The following is a 20,038-nucleotide window of genomic DNA, read 5'->3' on the forward strand; positions in this document are numbered from 1 at the left end:
CACCGCGCCCCACGCCTCCCACACCGTGCTCACCGCCCCTTCGCGAGGAGCGCTTCGAGGTGGGGCCAGCCCCGCTCGAACACGAAGGCTTCGGCGCCCCAGCGCAGCGCCGGAACGGTTTCGACGAGTCCGGCCACATCACGCCGCAGCACATGCACCTCGGCCAGGCGGCGCCGTCCGGAGCGGTCTCGTACGAGATGGATCACGACCGAGAGGGCCGCGGCGAGTTGGCTGTGGACGGCTGCACGGTCGAGTCCCGCGGCCGTGCCGAGGGCCTCTAGGCGGGCGGGGACGTCCGCCGCGGCGTTCGCGTGCACGGTGCCGCACCCGCCCTCGTGGCCGGTGTTGAGCGCCGCGAGCAGGTGCACCACCTCGGGCCCGCGAACCTCGCCGACCACCAGCCGGTCCGGTCGCATGCGCAGTGCCTGCCGCACCAGGTCCTCGAGCGTCACGAGCCCGGCGCCCTCCTGGTTGGCCGGGCGGGCCTCCAGCCGCACCACATGGGGGTGGTCCGGTTTGAGTTCCGCCGAGTCCTCGGCGAGGACGATGCGTTCGCCGGGTCCGACCAGTCCGAGCAGGGCGGCGAGGAGGGTGGTTTTGCCGGAGCCGGTGCCGCCGCTGATGACGTAGGACAGCCGCGCCTCGATGAGGGCCCGCAGGATCCGCTCGCCGCCGGGCGGGACGGTGCCCGCCGCGGTGAGCTCGGCGAGCGTGAAGGCCCGTGGCCGCACCACCCTCAGGGCCAGGCAGGTGCAGCCCACGGCGACCGGCGGCAGGACCGCGTGCAGCCGCGTGCCGTCGGGCAGTCGTGCGTCCACCCAGGGCCGGGCGTCGTCCAGTCGTCGTCCGGCGACGGCTGCGAGGCGCTGCGCGAGTCGGCGCACGCTCGCGGCGTCGGGGAAGGCGACCCGGGTGAGTTCGAGGCCCGTGCCGCGGTCGACCCAGACCCGGTCCGGGGCGGAGACGAGCACGTCGGTCACCGCGGGGTCGGCGAGCAGCGGATCCAGCGGGCCGCTGCCGACCAGTTCGGAACGTAACCGGTCGGTGGTTCCGAGGACTTCGGTGTCACCGAGGATCCGGCCCTGGGCGCGCAGGGCCTCGGCGACGCGGGCTGGCGTGGGCTCGGAGCCGTTCTCGGCCAGCCATTGGCGTACGCCGTCGAGCATCCGGGCCCCGACGACGGCGCTCATGTGGCACCTCCCGCGACCGGCACCTGTGCCCAGAAGCGGGCGCAGAACCGGGCAAGTGGTCCGCGCGCGTTGCCGCCCGGCGGGATGCCGTCCTCCTGCGCCGCCAACAGCCCCGACTCGACCGGGAGTTCACCCGCGAGAGGCAGACCAAGAAGTCGTGCGACCTCTTCGGCCGCGAGCCCGCCCACGCCCGTACCGGACCGGCCCGGCGGCGCGATCACGACCCGCAGGTCGCGCAGCAGCAGTCCGGCGGCACCGGCGAGGCGCTGGGCGGCGGCCACCGCGCGCAGTTCGGCGGGGACGACGACGAGGCCGAGGTCGAGTTGGGCGAGGACCTCGCCCGCGCTCTCGTCCACCCGGCGCGGCAGATCGGCGACGACCACACCGCCGCGCCTGCGTGCCGCGGCGAGCACGGCCCGTACCGCCTCGGGCGAGACGCTGACGGTCTCGCCGCGGTCCCAGCTCAGCACCCGCAGGGAGTGCAGCTTCGGCAGGGACTCCTCCAGGGCGCTGCCGCCCACCCGGCCGCGGGACTCGGCGAAGGCGGGCCAGCGCAGCCCCGACGCCCGTTCGCCGCCGAGGAGTACGTCGAGTCCGCCACCCAGTGGGTCGGCGTCGACGAGCAGAGTGCGGTTGCCCGCGCGTGCCGAGGTGAGCGCGAGAGCGCAGGCCAGGGTGGAGGCCCCGGCACCACCTCGGCCGCCGATGACGCCGACGGTGAAGGCCGGTGGCCCGGCGCCCTCGGCGGCGTCCGCGATCCGGTCCACCAGCCACTGCTCGTCGCCCGGCAGCACCAGTACATGGTCCGCGCCGATCTCGACGCCGCGCCGCCACACTCCGGCGTCGTCCTGGTCCCGGCCGACGAGGAGCACGCCCGCTCTGCGGCCGGCCGTGCGGACCCGTCCCGCCGCGTCGTCTCCGACGAGTACGAGGGGCGCCGCTTCCCAGGTGCCGCGGGCCCTGGGCACACCGTGGTGGACCTGTGGCCGCCTCGCGCCGGCCGCCGCGCACAGGCGCAGCAGGTCGTCGAGGAGTGCCGTGTCCTCGGTGACGATCAGTGGTCCGTCCGGCCCTCGTTCCGCCGTCGGCCCAGGTGCGCGCGTGATGGTTCCCGTCATGTCTGTCCGCCCTTTCGCCGCGCCTGCGCGGGCTCCCCGTCGAGCCCGCGGCTCCTGGGCCGCGAAGCGGGAGCGGGCGGTTTCCAGCTCGTGCCGAATCAGGTCGGACGCACGTGCTTCCACAAACCGAACCGCTCATGAACTTCACGAGCAGGAGGCGCGGGAATCACGGTGCAGGCATCCGGGAAATCTTGTGGATCTTGGTAAAAACCTGTGGATAACTCGACGGGAGCGAATATCGCTTTCACCCGTCCCGGCGACGCGCGCGACCGTTTCCCTGGGCCGACGGCCGGTTACGGACGGTCACGGATCTTGGCGGGGGCGCGAACGGCGCTCGACCGGCGCACTGAAGTCCCCGAGCGCACTCCGCTACGGGATGATCCGGAAGAAACCCCTCCGGACATGCGACGACCCCCGCCGGGGGGGAGAGCGGGGGTCGTCTCCACGGCCGGCTCGGGGGGGGAGGAGCCGGACCGGGTTAGCACGGTCGCGAACGATCCGTGACTTTCATGGTGTACCCGAGGCCCTTCTCAGGCAAACCCACGCGCCCCACGGTACGCCGAATGGCGGGCGCATATGCTCGGCATGTGGAAAACCACTCCTTGCCCCGGACAGCGGCCTTCTTTGACCTGGACAAGACGGTCATTGCGAAGTCGAGCACGCTCACGTTCAGCAAGTCCTTCTACCAGGGAGGGCTGATCAATCGCAGAGCGGCACTGCGTACCGCGTACACCCAGTTCGTGTTCCTCGTCGGCGGCGCGGACCACGACCAGATGGAGCGCATGCGCGAGTACCTCTCGGGCCTGTGCCGCGGCTGGAACGTGCAGCAGGTGAAGGAGATCGTCGCCGAGACCCTGCACGACCTCATCGACCCGATCATCTACGAAGAGGCCGCCTCCCTCATCGAGGAGCACCACACGGCGGGCCGGGACGTCGTGATCGTCTCCACCTCGGGGGCCGAAGTCGTGGAACCCATCGGTGAGTTGCTGGGCGCGGACCGCGTGGTCGCGACCCGCATGGTGGTGGGCGAGGACGGGTGCTTCACGGGTGAGGTCGAGTACTACGCCTACGGACCGACCAAGGCGGAGGCGGTCCGCGAACTCGCCGAATCCGAGGGTTACGACCTCGACCGCAGCTACGCCTACAGCGACTCGGCGACGGACCTGCCGCTGCTCGAGGCGGTGGGCCACCCGCACGCGGTCAATCCCGATCGCGCACTGCGCCGCGAGGCCCTGGCCAGGGAGTGGCCGATCCTCGACTTCCACCGGCCGGTTCGCCTCAAGCAGCGGATTCCGGTGCCGCCCCGGCCTGCTCTGGTGGCGGCCGCGGCGGTCGGCGCGGCGGCCGCGACCGCGGGCATCGTCTGGTTCGCGAACCGGCGGCGCCCCACGGCCTGACAGGTGCCGGACAGGTGACCGCTTCACCCTTCTTTGAACCCAAAAGTAAAGAAGTGCGGCCCCGGCTTCCGCTTGCTCCGCAGCCGGAGTACAAAGGAGTCAACGGCCCGCGAGACCAGGGACATCCGAGAGGATCACCTCAACACGCAACCGAGGCCCCACGGACCGCGCATGAAATCCGGGCACCCACGCGACGTCGACCCGTCGATTACGGGCCAGCCGCACCAGGTGAGGGCAAAGCAACCCGGCCTGATGGGCACTACTTCGAGGACGCTTGGTAACCCGGCCAACATGCCAGCGGCGGTACGAACTCTCGTACCGCCGCAGCATTTTGCACGCCGGACGCGCTCCGGGCGCGGGCATCCGCGCCGTGCGCGCCCCTCGGTTCAGGCCGCGCCGCGCTGCAGTGCCTCACACACCGCGGTGGACTCCCGCGCACCGAGGCCCACGGCCTGTCCGCAGTGCGCGATCCAGGCACCCATACCCTCGCCCGTACCGGAGACATAACCTTCGAGCGCCTTGTTGTAGGCATCGACGCCGAGTTCCGCGTGGCCCACCTCGGCGGGCGCGACGGACTTGGGATCGAGTCCGCTGCCGACGAGCACGATGCGCTCCGCGGCCCGTGCCACAAGGCCGTTGTGCGAGGTGAAGGGGCGCAGCGCCATCAGTTCGCCGTGCACCACGGCGGCGGTGACCAGGGCAGGCGCCTCGCTGCCGTCGATGATCAGTTCGGCCAGGCCGTCCAGGCGTCCCGACACCTCGTCGGCATCGGGCAGCGGCAGGTCGACCAGCGGTTCGTCGACGGGCTCACCGTGCCGCCGGGGACGGCCCACCGCGTCGGACTGCTCCGCGGCCGCGACCAGGTGCAGCCGGGCGAGCACCCGCAGCGGGGACTGCCGCCAGATCGACAGCAACTGCCCGGCCTCGGCGGTCAGTCGGAGCGCGGCACCCAGCGTGCGCGCCTCGGCGTCCGCGCTGAAGTCGGTGCGCCTGCGCACTTCTTCCAGTGCCCAGTCGGCCCCCGAGAGCGCGGCCGAACCGCGGGCGCCGCGCAGTGCCGCCTCCGAGGTGATCTCATTGCTGCGGCGCCGCATGATCCGGTGGCCGTACACCCGGTCGACCGCCGTGCGCACGGCGGCCACGGAATCGGCGACTCCCGGCAGCGAGCCGAGCGGGGCGAGCGGGTCTGTGGTCCTCATGAGGACGACATTACGCAACGCGCCGCTCAGCCCCGCGTTGGAGTGGTCTTGTTCACGCCCGTGCGCGGGACAGGCCTCGCACCCCACTATGTTGATGAACATGAAGATCGCTTTCGTGGGGAAGGGCGGCAGCGGAAAGACCACGCTGTCCTCGCTCTTCATCCGTCATCTCGCCGCCTCCGGCGCACCCGTTCTCGCCGTCGACGCCGACATCAACCAGCACCTCGGCGCCGCCCTCGGACTCGACGAGGGCGAGGCCGCGGCACTGCCCGCGATGGGCGCGCGGCTGCCGATGATCAAGGAATATCTGCGGGGCTCCAACCCGCGCATCGCCTCCACCGAGACGATGATCAAGACGACACCTCCGGGCGAGGGCTCGCGTCTGCTGCGGGTCACCGGGGACAACCCGGTGTACGAGTCGTGTACGCGCGGCGTGGAACTCGACGGCGGGGCCGTGCGTTTGATGGTCACGGGGCCGTTCACCGAGTCCGACCTCGGCGTCGCCTGCTACCACTCCAAGACCGGCGCCGTGGAGCTCTTCCTCAACCACCTCGTGGACGGCCGCGGGGAGTACGTGGTCGTCGACATGACGGCGGGTTCGGACTCCTTCGCCTCGGGCATGTTCACGCGATTCGACATGACCTTCCTGGTCGCCGAACCCACCCGCAAGGGTGTTTCCGTGTACCGCCAGTACAAGGAGTACGCCCGGGACTTCGGCGTCACCCTCAAGGTCGTCGGCAACAAGGTGCAGGGGCAGGACGACATCGACTTCCTGCGCGCGGAGGTCGGGGACGACCTGCTGGTGACGGCGGGTCAGTCGGACTGGGTGCGCGCCATGGAGAAGGGCCGCCCGCCGCGATTCTCTCTCCTGGAGGAGCACAACCAGCGCGCCCTGGAGACACTCCACGGCGCCGTGGACGAGACGTACGAGGCCCGTGACTGGGCGCGTTACACGCAGCAGATGGTGCACTTCCATCTGAAGAACGCACAGAGCTGGGCCAACGAGCGCACCGGGACCGACCTGGCCGCACAGGTCGACCCAGGCTTCGTTCTGTGCGAGCAGCCCGAGGCCGTACCACTGCCGGGCTGAGTCGGCACCGCACGCGCGGGGCCTGCATGCACACAGGCCCCGCGCCTCGCACGGGACGGGCACGTCCCGGGCGACCGCCCGTCAGGTGAGGGCGCGCGCTTCGCGGAGTGCGCCTCAATCACGCTTCCGGGTGAAGAAGCACCCCGAATGCCGCGAATGTTCGAGCTTTTCATTACTCTGCATTACGATCCATTTACTGATTGTTGAGTAATCCCGCCACTGCACGCCGGCCTCACGGCCGCGCAGCCCCCGCCGCCAAGGCGAATTCACGGGGCCTTTGAGGAATCACGCGACCGCGCCGAGCCCAAAGAAGAGACGGGACACATGAACTCCGACATCCGGCCCCTGCCCGAAACCCCTCCACCCGGTTACGCCGCTGCGCGCGGCCGCGAGACGCACAGCCCGCCGCCCCGGCGGGGCCGGTTCCGGATCCAGGGCGCCGATGTGTCCGCTTCGGTGGCCGTCTTCCTGATCGCCCTGCCGCTGTCGCTCGGTATCGCCCTGGCCACCGGTGCGCCGTTGCAGGCGGGACTGGTCGCGGCGGCCGTCGGCGGGATCGTCGCCGGGCGCATGGGCGGATCGCCGCTCCAGGTCAGTGGCCCCGCGGCGGGGCTGACAGTGGTGACCGCCGAGCTCATCCAGCACTACGGATGGCGGGCCACCTGCGCCATCACCGTCCTGGCCGGGGCCGCGCAGATCGCGCTCGGCTTCCTGCGGGTGGCCCGGTCCGCCCTCGCGGTCAGCCCGGCGATCGTGCACGGAATGCTGGCGGGCATCGGCATCACCATCGCCGTGGCCCAGCTCCACATCGTGCTCGGCGGGACCCCGGAGAGCTCGGTGGTCGACAACCTCGCCGCGCTGGGCGGGCAGTTGGCCGCGCCGCACCCGGCCGCCCTCTCGGTGAGTGTGCTCACCCTGGCGGTGCTGGTGGCCTGGCCCCGGCTGCCCGGCCGGTGGGGGCGCGCCGCGCGGCGGATGATTCCGGCCCCGCTCGCCGCGGTTGCGGTGGCCACCACCGTCGCCGCGCTCAGCGGGCTCCGGCTGTCACGCGTCGACCTGCCCTCCTGGTCGAGTCACGCACTGCCGGGGCTGCCCGAGGGCCCGGTGCTCGGTGTACTCGCGGCGGTGCTCACCATCACGCTGGTCGCCAGCGTGGAGTCCCTGCTCTCCGCCGTCGCCGTGGACAAATTGGCCGCCGCCCGCCAGGAACCCCGCGTCCATGTGCCGCGAGCCGACCTGGACCGCGAGCTGCGCGGACAAGGCATGGCCAATGTCGTCTCGGGGGCACTGGGCGGGCTGCCGGTGACCGGTGTCGCGGTACGCAGTTCGGCCAATGTGCGGGCGGGCGCCGTGAGTCGCGACTCCACGATGCTGCACGGCATCTGGATCGTCCTCGCCGCGCTGGTACTGGTGCCCGTACTCGACCTCATTCCGCTGGCCGCGCTCGCCGCGCTGGTCATGGCGGTCGGCGTGCAGATGGTGAGCATCAACCACATCCGTACGGTCACCCGGCACCGCGAGGCCGCGGTGTACGCGGTGACGGCGGCCGGGGTGATCCTGCTCGGGGTACTGGAGGGCGTCGGGCTGGGGGTCGCCACGTCGGTCGCGGTGGCGCTGCACCGGGTCGGGCGCACCCGCATTACCCACGAGGAGGACACGGCCGGTGTCCATCATGTGCGCGCCCGGGGGCAGTTGACCTTTCTGGCGGTGCCGAGACTGAGCCGTACGTTGCACCTCGTTCCGCGCGGGGCGCGCGCCGTGGTCGAGCTCGACGGTTCGTTCATGGACCACGCCGCGTACGAGGCCCTGCAGGACTGGCAGAACGCGCACCGGACGCAGGGCGGCGCCGTCGAGATCACGGCTCGGGCGGGCGGGCGCATCGCCGAACCCGCGGGCGCGGCCCAGGCGTGCTGCCGCCCGTGGACTCCGTGGCGCAACCACCACTGCGACCGTACGGGCACGGGCGCGGGGTCCCACGAGACGGCAGGAGCAGCTCCGGCCACGGGCTCCGGGCTGAGCTTCGGATCCGGATCCGGACCCCGCTCCCGCTCCGGCTCCGGTCACCAACTGGCCGACGGGATCAGCACCTTCCGCAGGGATGGAGCGCCGCAGGTGAAGGCCGAGCCGGCGCGGCTCGCACGCGAGGGGCAGCGTCCGACGCAGCTCTTCCTGACCTGCGCGGACTCCCGACTGGCGACCTCGAAGATCACGTCGAGCGGGCCGGGCGACCTGTTCGTGGTCCGCAACGTCGGCAATCTCGTGCCGCCGCCGGGCGCAGAGGAACAGGACACCTCGGTGGCCGCCGCGATCGACTACGCCATGGACGTCCTGGACGTGCGGTCGGTGACGGTCTGCGGCCACTCCGGTTGCGGGGCCATGAAGGCACTGCTCAACTCGCCGCCCCTGACGCCGGGTTCACCCCTGGCGCGGTGGCTGCGGCACGGGCGGCCCAGTCTCTCGCGGCTGGAGGGGGACGGGCCGCGGCCCCGGCTGGCGGGCAGCGAGCCGCCGGACCGGGCGGAACTGCTCAGCCTCAGCAACGTGGTGCAGCAGTTGGAGCACCTCCGTCGGCATGAATCGGTGGCACGGCGCGTTGCCGCGGGCACCCTCGAACTGCGCGGCATGTACTTCCACGTGGGCGAGGCCCGGGCGTATCTGCTGGGGCCCGGCGATCCCCTCTTCGACCCCGTGGCACCTGGCGACTTGAAGGAGGTGAACGTCTGAGGGCGGCGACGCACCCGCCCGGGACACCCGGCCGGTTCCCGAACACGCGCCGGAACCCGCCGCGGGGACACACCCGGCCCGGTCCCTGCGACCCCTGTACCCACCTCCGTGGAAGTGCCAGGATCGAAGGGGTTGACCAAGGTCGTGCAAGCGCAGAAGAATCCACACGATGCCGATATTGGTCTACACCATCCGGCACGGTGTCAGCATGTGGGGAGCCAAGGAATGAACGAGCGTCCGTCGATCGCCAACATGCTCAAGGAGGAGCGCCGCTTCGCGCCCCCCGCCGAGCTTGCCGCGAACGCGAACGTCAAGGCCGAGGCGTACGAGCGGGCCGATGCCGACCGGCTCGGCTTCTGGGCGGAGCAGGCCCGGCGGCTCACGTGGGCCGAGGAGCCCACCGAGACACTGGACTGGTCGAACCCGCCCTTCGCGAAGTGGTTCGCGGACGGCAAGCTCAACGTCGCGTACAACTGCGTGGACCGGCACGTGGAGGCCGGGCACGGCGACCGGGTCGCCATCCACTTCGAGGGCGAGCCCGGGGACAGCCGCGCCGTCACCTACGCGGAGCTCAAGGACGAGGTCAGCCGGGCCGCCAACGCGCTCACCGAACTCGGTGTCACCAAGGGCGACCGGGTCGCGATCTATCTGCCGATGATCCCCGAGGCGGTCGTGGCGATGCTGGCCTGTGCCCGTATCGGCGCCGCGCACTCGGTGGTGTTCGGCGGTTTCTCGGCGGACGCGATCGCGGCCCGTATCGAGGACGCTGACGCGAGGCTCGTCATCACCGCGGACGGCGGCTACCGCCGGGGCAAGCCCTCCGCGCTCAAGCCGGCCGTGGACGACGCGCTTTCGCGGACCGACCGGGTCGGCAAGGTGCTCGTCGTCCGGCGCACCGGCCAGGACGTGGCGTGGACCGAGGGCCGCGACATCTGGTGGCACGAGATCACCGGCCGTCAGTCCGCCGAGCACACGCCGGAGGCCTTCGGGGCCGAGCAGCCGCTGTTCATCCTCTACACCTCGGGCACCACCGGGAAGCCGAAGGGCATCCTGCACACCTCCGGCGGCTACCTGACGCAGACCTCGTACACGCACCACGCGGTCTTCGACCTGAAGCCGGAGACGGACGTCTACTGGTGCACCGCCGACATCGGCTGGGTCACCGGACACTCGTACATCACCTACGGGCCGCTCTCCAACGGCGCCACCCAGGTCATCTACGAGGGCACGCCGGACACCCCGCACCAGGGGCGGTTCTGGGAGATCGTGCAGAAGTACGGGGTCACGATCCTGTACACGGCGCCGACGGCGATCCGTACGTTCATGAAGTGGGGCGACGACATCCCCGCGAAGTTCGACCTGTCCTCGCTGCGGGTGCTCGGTTCGGTGGGCGAGCCGATCAACCCCGAGGCCTGGATGTGGTACCGCAAGCACATCGGCGGCGACAAGTGCCCGATCGTGGACACCTGGTGGCAGACCGAGACGGGCGCGATGATGATCTCGCCGCTGCCCGGCGTGACGGAGACCAAGCCCGGTTCCGCACAGCGTCCGCTGCCGGGGATCGCGGCGACCGTCGTCGACGACGAGGCGAACGAAGTGCCCAACGGCGGGGGCGGTTACCTGGTCCTGACCGAGCCGTGGCCGTCCATGCTGCGCACCATCTGGGGCGACGACCAGCGCTTCCTGGACACGTACTGGTCCCGCTTCGAGAACCGCTACTTCGCGGGCGACGGCGCCAAGAAGGACGACGACGGCGACATCTGGCTGCTCGGCCGGGTGGACGACGTCATGCTGGTGTCCGGCCACAACATCTCCACCACGGAGGTCGAGTCGGCGCTGGTCTCGCACCCGGCGGTGGCGGAGGCCGCGGTCGTCGGCGCCACGGACGAGACGACCGGGCAGGCGATCGTCGCCTTCGTGATCCTGCGCGGCACGGCGAGCGAGGACGAGGCCCTGGTCGCCGAACTGCGCAACCACGTGGGCGCGACCCTCGGCCCGATCGCCAAGCCGAAGCGGGTCCTGCCGGTGGCCGAACTGCCGAAGACCCGCTCGGGCAAGATCATGCGACGGCTGCTGCGCGATATCGCCGAGAACCGCGCACTCGGGGACGTGACCACGCTGACGGACTCCTCCGTCATGGACCTGATCCAGTCCAAGCTGCCGTCCGCGCCCAGCGAGGACTGACGCGGGCACGGCATCAGCACGCGGCGCGGAGAAGGCGCGAACTCGCCGCTCGCCGAGGACGCGCGCGCGGCACCCGCACGCGATGTGCGGGCGCCGCGCGCACGGGAGTTGAGGCGCGGGGGCCGCCGAGGTGATCTCGGCGGCCCCCGCGTTTTCGTGGGCGGTTGTCCGGTGGAGCGTCCGCGGGCCACCCGGTAGGGTGAAGGCAGCGTCAGGATCTCGCCAAGAAAAGGGCGAGTGGCGGACGCGGAGTTCACTCGGTGTGCCGGGAAGTCTGGTCGGCAGCGCTTTCAGCGTTCCCAAGCCGCAACGACGGATGGCCGGATCAGGACCGGCCGAGCACCGCGCACCCGCGACCCGCACGGTCCGGCCCGGTACTCGGCGGACAACGCCCCGGCCTCCACTTGGAGGTCCTCCCGCCATGGCCGCCGCGCCCCGCGCCCGCCGCACCGTTTTCGCCCGGCTCTCCCTGCCCGAGCGGAATTTCGTCGTCGACGCCCTGCGGACGGAGACCGTCGGCGGCGTACTCCTGCTGCTCGCCGCGGTCGCCGCGCTGATCTGGGCGAACACCCCGCTCCAGGACAGCTACGAGTCCGTACGCCACTGGCATGTGGGGCCGGACTCGCTCGGTCTACACCTGTCCGTACAGCACTGGGCGGCGGACGGGCTGCTCGCGGTCTTCTTCTTCGTCGCCGGGGTCGAGCTCAAGCGCGAGCTGGTCGCCGGAGACCTTCGCGACCCGAAGGCGGCGATGCTGCCGGTGGCCGCCGCGCTGTGTGGAATGGCCGCACCGGCGCTGGTGTACCTGCTGGTCAACACGCTCGGCGACGGATCGAAGGCGGGCTGGGCGGTGCCCACCGCCACCGACATCGCCTTCGCCCTCGCCGTGCTCGCGGTCATCGGCACCTCGCTGCCCTCCGCGCTGCGGGCCTTTCTGCTCACGCTAGCCGTGGTCGACGACCTGTTCGCGATCCTGATCATCGCGGTCTTCTTCACCAGCGACCTGAACTTCGCCGCGCTCGGCGGCGCGGTCCTCGGCCTGGTGGTGTTCTGGGTCCTGCTGCGGCGCGAGGTGCGCGGCTGGTACGTCTACCTGCCGCTGGCCCTGGTGATCTGGGGCCTGATGTACAACAGCGGCGTGCACGCCACGATCGCCGGTGTCGCCATGGGCCTGATGCTGCGCTGCTCGCGGCGCGAGGGCGAGGAGAAGTCCCCCGGCGAGCACATCGAGCATCGCGTGCGGCCGCTCTCCGCAGGGCTCGCCGTACCGCTGTTCGCCCTGTTCAGCGCCGGGGTCGCGGTCTCCGGCGGAGTGTTGGCGGATGTGTTCACGCAGCCGGAGACGCTCGGGGTCGTGCTCGGTCTGGTGGTCGGCAAGACGCTCGGCATCTTCGGCGGGACCTGGCTCACGGCCCGCTTCACCAGGGCCGAACTCGGAAACGAGCTGGCCTGGCCGGACGTCTTCGCGGTCGCCACCCTGGCGGGCATCGGCTTCACCGTCTCGCTGCTCATCGGTGAACTGGCCTTCACCGAGGACCCCGCGCTCACCGAGGAGGTCAAGGCCGCCGTACTCGTCGGCTCGCTGGCCGCCGCCGTACTGGCCTCCGTACTCCTGAAACTCCGCGACGCCCGCTACCGCCGGATGTACGAAGAGGAGGAGCGCGACGAGGACCTCGACGGGATCCCGGACATCTACGAGGTCGGCGATCCGGCATATCACCTGCGGATGGCCGAACTGCTCGAGAAGAAGGCCGCCGAGCACCGCAGGCTTGCCCAAGTGGCGGGCGGGGGAAGCGCCGAGGACGGGCGTCCGGCATGATCTGTGACCAGAAACGTCCTACGGCAAGTCAGTTCCCGTGACGAACGGGCCCGTCCGCGGGCGCGGCGCGCCTCCGGCCGGAGGCGCGTGACCGACGGGACCCCCAACGGAACGCCCAAGGGAAAGAGAGAACGCGATGAGCAACACCGACGGCCCCGTCGGCGCAGAACGCAGTCTCGGCCAGCTGGTCGCGAACGCGACGAGTGAGCTGTCCGCCCTGGTGCACGACGAGATCGCGCTCGCCAAGGCTCAGCTGCGCCAGGATGTGAAGCGTGCGGGCGTGGGTTCGGCGGCCTTCGTCGTCGCGGCCGCGCTGCTGATCTTCTCGCTGCCGATGCTGAGCTTCGCCCTCGCCTACGGCATCCACGCCTGGAGCGACTGGCACCTTTCGGTCTGTTTCCTGCTGTCGTTCGCCACCAGCGTGCTGATCGCCGTACTGACCGCCCTGGTCGGCGTGATGTTCCTGAAGAAGGCGAAGAAGGGCAAGGGCCCGCAGAAGGCGGTGGCCTCCGCCAAGGAGACGGCCGCGGTTCTGCAGCACGCGAAGCCGCACCCGCGTGCGATCCCTGCCTCCAACGGGGCGGCCCTGCCGAGCGCCGGTGCGCACAAGGATGTGGCACGCTCGACCTCATGACGGACCCCGCCACCCCATCGGCGCAGCCTGCCTCGGTTGTACGAGTCGACGGCCCCTGGACCCACCGCGATGTCGCCGCCAACGGCGCGCGTTTCCACATCGCGGAACTGGGTGAGGGGCCGCTCGTCATGCTGCTGCACGGCTTCCCGCAGTTCTGGTGGACCTGGCGCCACCAGATGACCGCACTCGCGGACGCGGGCTTTAGGGCGGTGGCGATGGACCTGCGCGGAGTGGGCGGCAGCGACCGCACCCCGCGGGGCTACGACCCCGCGAATCTCGCCCTCGACATCACCGGCGTGGTCCGCTCCCTCGGCGAACCGGACGCCGCCCTCGTCGGCCACGACCTGGGCGGCTATCTGGCGTGGACGGCCGCGGTGATGCGCCCCAAGCTGGTGCGCCGTCTCGCGGTGGCCTCGATGCCGCACCCGCGCCGCTGGCGCAGCGCGATGCTCGGCGACGTCCGGCAGAGCGCCGCGAACTCCTGCATCTGGGGCTTCCAGCGCCCGTGGATCCCCGAGCGGCAGCTCGTCGGGGACGACGGAGCACTGGTCGGCCGCCTGGTGCGGGACTGGTCGGGGCCGGTGCCGCCGGACGAGGAGGCGCTGGCGATGTACCGCCGCGCGATCTGCATCCCCTCGGCGGCGCACTGCGCGGTCGAGCCCTACCGGTGGATGGTGCGCTCACTGGTACGGCCGGACGGTTTCCAGTTCAACCGCCGGATGAAGCGGCCGGTGCGGGTGCCGACCCTGCATCTGCACGGCTCCCTCGACCCCGTGATGCGGGTGCGCAGCGCGGCCGGGTCGGGCGAGTACGTCGAAGCCCCGTACCGCTGGCGGCTGTTCGACGGTCTCGGGCACTTTCCGCACGAGGAGGACCCGGTGGCCTTCTCCTCGGAACTGGTGAACTGGCTGAAGGACCCCGAGCCGGACCGCTGAGCAGCACGCCGCCACCGATCCCCGCAGCCGCCCAACGGCACCCGTCTCGCACCCGCACACCCCGGCGCACCTCCGTGCGCCCGCGCGCCGCCCCGGCCCGTACGCCGTCGCATTTCCCCTGCACCGAGGGCAGTTGAGCCGCCCGGTGGCCGAACACCCGTCCCTCGAACCGAGTGCGGGTGCCATTGGGGGCGCGGGCCGCGGTTACCGACCATGAGGCAGGGGCAGACGTCGGGGTATGGGCCGGACGCACGACCACAGTGACGCAGCACGCCGCCGCTCGGGCACTCCGCTGAACTCCCGTCAGCAGACCGGGCCGCCTCATCGGGACCAGGGGGCCGGGACCTCGGCGATCGGAATTCCACGCATCCTGCGCCGACGTGCCCGCTGGGTCTCCGCCCGGCTGCGGCACACCGGCAGAGGCTGAGGGCGCTCCCGAACACCTCGCCACCCCGGAGTACGGGACACCTCGCCGCCCGGGAGTGCCGGGCGGCGCGACCACCTCGTACAGCCGCTCGCGCCGCCGCCATCGCCGTCGCTACATCGCGCAGCTCTGGCTGTCGACCTCCTGGTTGGCCGCCCGTCCGCGTTCGATGTCCTGACGGACCTCGTCGGCGGTGAGGGCGTATCCGGTGTCCGGATCGTCCAGCGACTTGGCGAACACCACCCCGTAGACCTTGCCCTCGGGGGTGAGCAGGGGGCCGCCCGAGTTGCCCTGGCGGACCTTCGCGTAGAGCGAGTACACGTCACGGCGGACGGTGTCGCGCTGGTAGATGTCGGGGCCGTTGGCGGTGATGCGGCTGCGGACCCGGGCCGGGCGGACGTCGTACGAGCCGTTCTCCGGGAACCCGGCGACGATGGCGCTCTGTCCGGTGTCGGCGTCCGCGCTGGTGAATTTCAGGGCGGGTGCGCGCAGTTCGGGGACGTCGAGCACGGCGATGTCGCGCCGCCAGTCGTAGAGCACCACCTTGGCGTCGTAGAGCTTGCCCTCACCGCCTATCTGCACGGTGGGTTCGTCGACGCCGCCCACAACGTGGGCGTTGGTCATCACACGGCGCTCGTCGAAGACGAAGCCGGTTCCCTCCAGGACCTTGCCGCAGTCCTCGGCGGTGCCGACCACCTTGACGATGGACTTCTTGGCCTGCGCCGCGACCGGGCTGCCGGACAGGGCCGGGTCGGGCCGCGGCACGTCGGTGATCGGCTCCTCCGCGAAGGGCTGGAAGACCTGCGGGAAACCGTTCTGCGCGAGCGCCGAGGAGAAGTCGTCGAACCAGGTGTCGGCCTCCCTGGGCAGCGCCCAGTGCACACCGTCCATGACCCGGGACTCGCGGACCTCCCTGCCGAGCGTGGGCAGTGTGGTCCTGGCCAGCGCGGAACCGATCAGCCAGGCGACGAGCAGCAGGGCCAGGACGTTCACCAGGGCGCCGCCGGTCGCGTCGAGCACGCGCGCCGGTGACCAGGTGATGTGGCGCCGCAGCCGGGCGCCGAGATGTGTGGTGGCCGCCTGGCCGACCGAGGCGCAGACGATGACGATGACCACGGCGACTATCGCCGTCGTGGTGCCGACCTCGGTCTCGTCGGTCATCGCGTCCCAGAGCACCGGCAGCACGGTGACCGCGACCAAGCCGCCGCCGAGGAAGCCGATGACGGACAGGATGCCGACGACGAAGCCCTGTCGGTAACCGATCACCGCGAACCAGACGGCCGCGAGCACCAGCAGGATGTCCAGCACGTTCACCGATTCAAGCCTCGCCTCGCCTCACGATCCCCGGGTCCGCCGTGGGCGGGCCGCGGTCCGGACGGATCGTTCCGGGACAGCGTCGGCACGGCCTGGGACACACTCATGACGAGGGCCACCATGTCATGAGTGCCAGTCGAGCGGGACCGTCCGATCCCGGTCCCAGGGGCGTTCCCAGCCGGAGTAGTGCAGCAGCCGGTCGATCACACCGGCGGTGAAACCCCAGACCAGAGCGGATGCCACCTGGAAGGCCGGGCCGCGGAAGCCGCTCGGGTGCACGCAGGTCACACGGTTGTCGGGATCCGTGAGATCGGCCACGGGGACCGAGAAGACCCGGGCCGTCTCCCCCGGATCGACCACACCGACCGCCGACGGCTCGCGCCACCAGCCGAGCACCGGGGTCACCACGAACTCGCTCACCGGGATGTAGAGCTTCGGCAGCAGCCCGAACAGTTGCACCCCCGCCGGGTCGAGCCCGGTCTCCTCCTCCGCCTCGCGCAGCGCGGCGCGCAGCGGCCCGTCGCCGTGCGGGTCGCCGTCCTCGGGGTCCAGGGCGCCTCCCGGGAAGGAGGGCTGTCCGGCGTGCGAGCGCAGCGAACCCGCGCGCTCCATCAGGAGCAGCTCGGGGCCGCGCTCGCCCTCGCCGAAGAGGATCAGTACCGCGGACTGGCGGCCCGCGCCGTCGGCGGGCGGCAGGAAGCGGCTGAGCTGGCGTGGTTCCACGGTCTCGACGGCGCTCACCACCGGATCGAGCCAGCGGGGCAGGCCCTCCTTGCTCAGCCCCACCGGCGTGGGCTGCGGCGCCCACTGCCCGCCGCCGCGCACGGCGTCCTCGTGAGCGGTACGCCCGCCCTTGCTCGCGTAGGTCATGAGCACCCCCACTCCGTCAGACCTCAACGCACTGCCGTGCACGAATCGTTCCAGGCGTCATACGACGCCCAGGGGCGGGGCGGGCCTGCCCGGATAGTCGGGCGGCGGCTTCAGGCGCTGGCCCGGCAGTCCGCCCTTCTCGTACTTGAGCAGCTTCTTCGCCTTCTCGGGGTCCGTTTCGCCCTCGCCGTACGCGGGGCAGAGCGGGGCGATCGGGCAGGCGCCGCAGGCCGGTTTGCGGGCGTGGCAGATCCGGCGGCCGTGGAAGATCACGCGGTGCGAGAGATTCGTCCACTCGCTCTTGGGAAACAGCGCGCCGATCGCCTTCTCGACCTTGTCGGGGTCGGTCTCCTCGGTCCACTTCCAACGCCGCACCAGGCGCCCGAAGTGCGTGTCCACGGTGATGCCCGGCAGCCCGAAGGCGTTGCCGAGCACCACGAAGGCGGTCTTGCGGCCCACGCCCGGCAGCTTCACCAGCTCGTCGAGGGTGCCGGGGACCTCCGAGTCGTACTCGTCGCGCAGGGCCCGCGCGATCCCCATGATCGACTTGGTCTTGGCGCGGAAGAACCCGGTCGGCCGGATGAGCTCCTCGATCTCCTCGGGGTTCGCGGCGGCGAGATCCTCGGGAGCCGGGAAACGGGCGAAGAGCGCGGGCGTCGTCTGGTTCACCCGCAGGTCGGTGGTCTGCGCGGACAGCACGGTGGCAAGCAGCAGTTGGTACGGGTTCTCGAAGTCCAGCTCGGGATGCGCGTACGGGAAGACCTCGGCGAGCTCGCGGTTGATCCGCCGCGCCCGCCGGACGAGACCGGTGTGGGTCTCGGGAGCGCGGGCGGGCTTCTTGGCGGGGGGCTTCTGCGCCGCTGCCGCTGCCCCTGCCTTGGCGGCCTTCGTCTTCTTGGCCGGTGCCTTCGTTGCCGCAGTCTTCTTGGCAGTCGTCTTCTTGGGCGCCGTCTTCTTGGCCGGGGCAGCCTTGGCCGCCTCGGCCGTGTCGGTGCTCTTCGTGCGCGCTTGCGCGGATTTTCCGGTCGCGGCCTTCTTCACCGCGGGCCGGGCCCCCGCCCCGGGCTCGGAACTCTTCGCCATGCGTGCAGCCTACGGGCCGCCGGTGACACCGGACCGGTGTTCGCCGAGCCCGGTCAGGCGGCGGGGCCGCGCGCCCCGTCCGCCCCTCACGTCTCACGGGCACACCCGGTGAGCCCATTTTCTCCCCCGGCGACAGCGTGTTCACTGAGAGCAGAATCGGTCGCGCCGATGCCGCTCCGCACACCCCGGCCCTGGTCCTTACCGGGGTTTTGTACGGTTCACCGGTACTCATCCGGAGCAGTGAGCCCCATCTGTGCAGGCCCTGTGGCGGCGGGATCGACCCCCAATTGGCCCCCTCCTGCACGGCAACGGACGCCCGTGCGGCAGACTTGTGACTGATCGCACTGTGCGGACCCTCCGGCAAAACGGGGAGCAAGGTCCCCTGACAGGCCGACAAGGAGAGAACTCGTGGACGACGTTCTGCGGCGCGCCCCGCTCTTCGCAGCGCTCGATGACGAGCAGGCGGCGGAGCTGCGCGCCTCCATGAGTGAGGCCACTCTGGCGCGTGGTGACGCCCTCTTCCACGAGGGCGACCCCGGCGACCGCCTGTATGTGGTCACCGAAGGCAAGGTGAAGCTCCACCGGACCTCACCGGACGGGCGCGAGAACATGCTCGCGGTGCTCGGCCCCGGCGAGCTGATCGGTGAGCTGTCGCTGTTCGACCCGGGCCCGCGTACGGCCACGGCGACGGCGCTGACCGAGGTCAAGCTGCTCGGCCTCGGCCACGGCGACCTCCAGCCCTGGCTGAACGCCCGCCCCGAGGTGGCCGCAGCCCTGCTGCGCGCGGTGGCCCGGCGCCTGCGCAAGACCAACGACCAGATGTCGGACCTGGTGTTCTCCGACGTCCCCGGCCGGGTGGCCAGGGCGCTCCTGGACCTGTCGCGCCGCTTCGGCGTGCAGTCCGAGGAGGGCATCCACGTGGTGCACGACCTCACCCAGGAGGAACTGGCCCAGCTGGTCGGCGCCTCCCGCGAGACGGTCAACAAGGCACTCGCCGACTTCGCCGGACGCGGCTGGCTCCGCCTGGAGGCCCGCGCCGTCATCCTGCTCGACGTGGAACGCCTGGCCAAGCGCTCGCGCTGAGCCCGGCAGATCAACCACGGACTGCGGCCCGCTCCTGATCACAGGAATCGGGCCGCTTTTCCGTTGCGCACATGAGCGCACGAGCACCTGGGCGTCGGCCGCTCGCCCGTCGGCGGCAGCCGTTGCGGCTACCCGCCCTGCCCGATGATCCCGTGCTCCCGCAGGTACTCCAGCTGCGCGCGCACCGACAGTTCGGCGGCGGGCCACAGTGAACGGTCCACGTCCGCGTAGACGTAGGCCACGACCTCCGCCGCCGTCGTCAGGCCGTCCTCGACGGCGGTCTCCACCTGGGCCAGCCGGTGCGCGCGGTGGGCGAGGTAGAACTCCACCGCGCCCTGGGCGTCGTCGAGGACCGGACCGTGCCCGGGCAGGACCGTGTGGACACCGTCGTCCACGGTCAGCGAGCGCAGCCGCCGCAGGGTGTCGAGGTAGTCGCCGAGGCGGCCGTCGGGGTGGGCCACGACGGTCGTACCGCGGCCGAGGATCGTGTCGCCGGTCAGCACCGCGCGGTCGGCGGGCAGATGGAAGCTCAGCGAGTCCGCGGTGTGGCCCGGAGTGGGGACGACCCGCAGTTCCAGGCCGTCGAGTGTGACGACGTCGCCCTCGGCCAGGCCCTCGTCGCCGAGCCGCAGGGCCGGGTCCAGCGCCCGGACCCGGCTGCCCGTCAGCTCGGCGAAGCGGCCCGCGCCTTCGGCGTGGTCGGGGTGCCCGTGGGTGAGCAGGGTCAGCCCGACCCGCTTGCCCGCCTGTTCGGCCACCTCGATCACGCCGCGCAGGTGCCCGTCGTCCAGCGGTCCCGGGTCGATCACCACGGCCAGCTCGGAGTCCGGCTCGGAGACGATCCAGGTGTTGGTGCCGTCGAGCGTCATGGCCGAGGGGTTGGGGGCGAGGACGTTGATCGCCCGCGCGGTCGCCGGGCCGGAGAGCGCGCCTCCGCGCGGCTGGCCGGGCAGGGCTGCGGCGTTCGTCATGAG

General features: G+C 71.5%; 16 protein-coding genes. 9 read left to right on the forward strand and 7 right to left on the reverse strand.

Annotated features, from left to right (window positions below):
• Window positions 1-29: 29 nt before the first annotated feature.
• The gene (locus HUT18_RS14125; RefSeq protein ID WP_217710486.1) at window positions 30-1,190 is read right to left on the reverse strand and encodes a TadA family conjugal transfer-associated ATPase; all 1,161 of its coding nucleotides are present in this window, start codon (window positions 1,188-1,190) and stop codon (window positions 30-32) included.
• Window positions 1,187-2,308, reverse strand: coding sequence for a septum site-determining protein Ssd (ssd, locus tag HUT18_RS14130; RefSeq protein WP_176100986.1), 1,122 nt, complete (start codon window positions 2,306-2,308; stop codon window positions 1,187-1,189). The genes HUT18_RS14125 and ssd overlap by 4 nt, the downstream gene beginning before the upstream one ends.
• Before the next feature lie 563 nt (window positions 2,309-2,871).
• Between ssd and HUT18_RS14135 the strand changes: the two genes are divergently transcribed.
• Window positions 2,872-3,705 carry an HAD family phosphatase gene (locus HUT18_RS14135; protein WP_176100988.1) on the forward strand — a complete coding sequence of 278 codons (834 nt, stop codon included), beginning with the start codon at window positions 2,872-2,874 and terminating at the stop codon, window positions 3,703-3,705.
• A 386-nt stretch (window positions 3,706-4,091) separates the two neighbouring features.
• On the opposite strand, the gene HUT18_RS14140 is transcribed toward HUT18_RS14135, so the two are convergent.
• On the reverse strand, window positions 4,092-4,904 hold the full coding sequence (locus tag HUT18_RS14140) for a Fic family protein (protein ID WP_176100990.1): 813 nt from the start codon (window positions 4,902-4,904) through the stop codon (window positions 4,092-4,094).
• 94 nt (window positions 4,905-4,998) lie between these two features.
• On the opposite strand from HUT18_RS14140, the gene HUT18_RS14145 reads away from it, so the two are divergent.
• The 7 genes from HUT18_RS14145 to HUT18_RS33755 all read left to right on the forward strand — a co-directional run bounded on the left by HUT18_RS14145 (window position 4,999) and on the right by HUT18_RS33755 (window position 14,717).
• Window positions 4,999-5,994, forward strand: coding sequence for an ATP-binding protein (locus HUT18_RS14145; RefSeq protein WP_176100992.1), 996 nt, complete (start codon window positions 4,999-5,001; stop codon window positions 5,992-5,994).
• A gap of 324 nt (window positions 5,995-6,318) precedes the next feature.
• Window positions 6,319-8,718, forward strand: a complete 2,400-nt coding sequence (locus HUT18_RS14150; protein ID WP_176100994.1) for a SulP family inorganic anion transporter — start codon at window positions 6,319-6,321, stop codon at window positions 8,716-8,718.
• A 225-nt stretch (window positions 8,719-8,943) separates the two neighbouring features.
• Window positions 8,944-10,902, forward strand: a complete 1,959-nt coding sequence (acs, locus tag HUT18_RS14155; protein ID WP_176100995.1) for an acetate--CoA ligase — start codon at window positions 8,944-8,946, stop codon at window positions 10,900-10,902.
• Between the two features lie 421 nt (window positions 10,903-11,323).
• Window positions 11,324-12,721, forward strand: coding sequence for a Na+/H+ antiporter NhaA (nhaA, locus tag HUT18_RS14160; protein ID WP_176100997.1), 1,398 nt, complete (start codon window positions 11,324-11,326; stop codon window positions 12,719-12,721).
• 136 nt (window positions 12,722-12,857) lie between these two features.
• Window positions 12,858-13,355 (forward strand): phage holin family protein, encoded by a 498-nt coding sequence (locus tag HUT18_RS14165; protein WP_176100999.1) that lies wholly within the window; start codon window positions 12,858-12,860, stop codon window positions 13,353-13,355.
• Window positions 13,352-14,290, forward strand: coding sequence for an alpha/beta fold hydrolase (locus HUT18_RS14170; protein WP_176101000.1), 939 nt, complete (start codon window positions 13,352-13,354; stop codon window positions 14,288-14,290). The genes HUT18_RS14165 and HUT18_RS14170 overlap by 4 nt, the downstream gene beginning before the upstream one ends.
• A 238-nt stretch (window positions 14,291-14,528) precedes the next feature.
• A complete protein-coding gene (locus tag HUT18_RS33755) occupies window positions 14,529-14,717 on the forward strand; it encodes a hypothetical protein (RefSeq protein WP_254878594.1) in 189 nt (62 codons plus the stop codon).
• Window positions 14,718-14,828: 111 nt separating this feature from the next.
• Here the strand turns inward: HUT18_RS33755 and HUT18_RS14175 are convergent, their stop codons facing one another.
• The 3 genes from HUT18_RS14175 to nth form a co-directional block, all read right to left on the reverse strand.
• On the reverse strand, window positions 14,829-16,028 hold the full coding sequence (locus tag HUT18_RS14175) for a MarP family serine protease (protein ID WP_176101010.1): 1,200 nt from the start codon (window positions 16,026-16,028) through the stop codon (window positions 14,829-14,831).
• Between the two features lie 123 nt (window positions 16,029-16,151).
• Complete coding sequence (locus HUT18_RS14180; RefSeq protein WP_176101012.1) at window positions 16,152-16,898, reverse strand: CoA pyrophosphatase; 747 nt, start codon at window positions 16,896-16,898, stop codon at window positions 16,152-16,154.
• A gap of 57 nt (window positions 16,899-16,955) precedes the next feature.
• The gene (gene nth, locus HUT18_RS14185) at window positions 16,956-17,981 is read right to left on the reverse strand and encodes an endonuclease III (RefSeq protein WP_176101014.1); all 1,026 of its coding nucleotides are present in this window, start codon (window positions 17,979-17,981) and stop codon (window positions 16,956-16,958) included.
• 408 nt (window positions 17,982-18,389) lie between these two features.
• Here nth and HUT18_RS14190 point away from each other — a divergent pair, with 408 nt between their 5' ends.
• Window positions 18,390-19,064 carry a Crp/Fnr family transcriptional regulator gene (locus HUT18_RS14190; RefSeq protein WP_040250176.1) on the forward strand — a complete coding sequence of 225 codons (675 nt, stop codon included), beginning with the start codon at window positions 18,390-18,392 and terminating at the stop codon, window positions 19,062-19,064.
• A gap of 128 nt (window positions 19,065-19,192) precedes the next feature.
• On the opposite strand, the gene HUT18_RS14195 is transcribed toward HUT18_RS14190, so the two are convergent.
• Window positions 19,193-20,035 carry an MBL fold metallo-hydrolase gene (locus tag HUT18_RS14195; RefSeq protein ID WP_176101016.1) on the reverse strand — a complete coding sequence of 281 codons (843 nt, stop codon included), beginning with the start codon at window positions 20,033-20,035 and terminating at the stop codon, window positions 19,193-19,195.
• Window positions 20,036-20,038 lie beyond the last annotated feature (3 nt).

Source organism: Streptomyces sp. NA04227 (genome assembly GCF_013364195.1).
GTDB lineage: Bacteria > Actinomycetota > Actinomycetes > Streptomycetales > Streptomycetaceae > Streptomyces.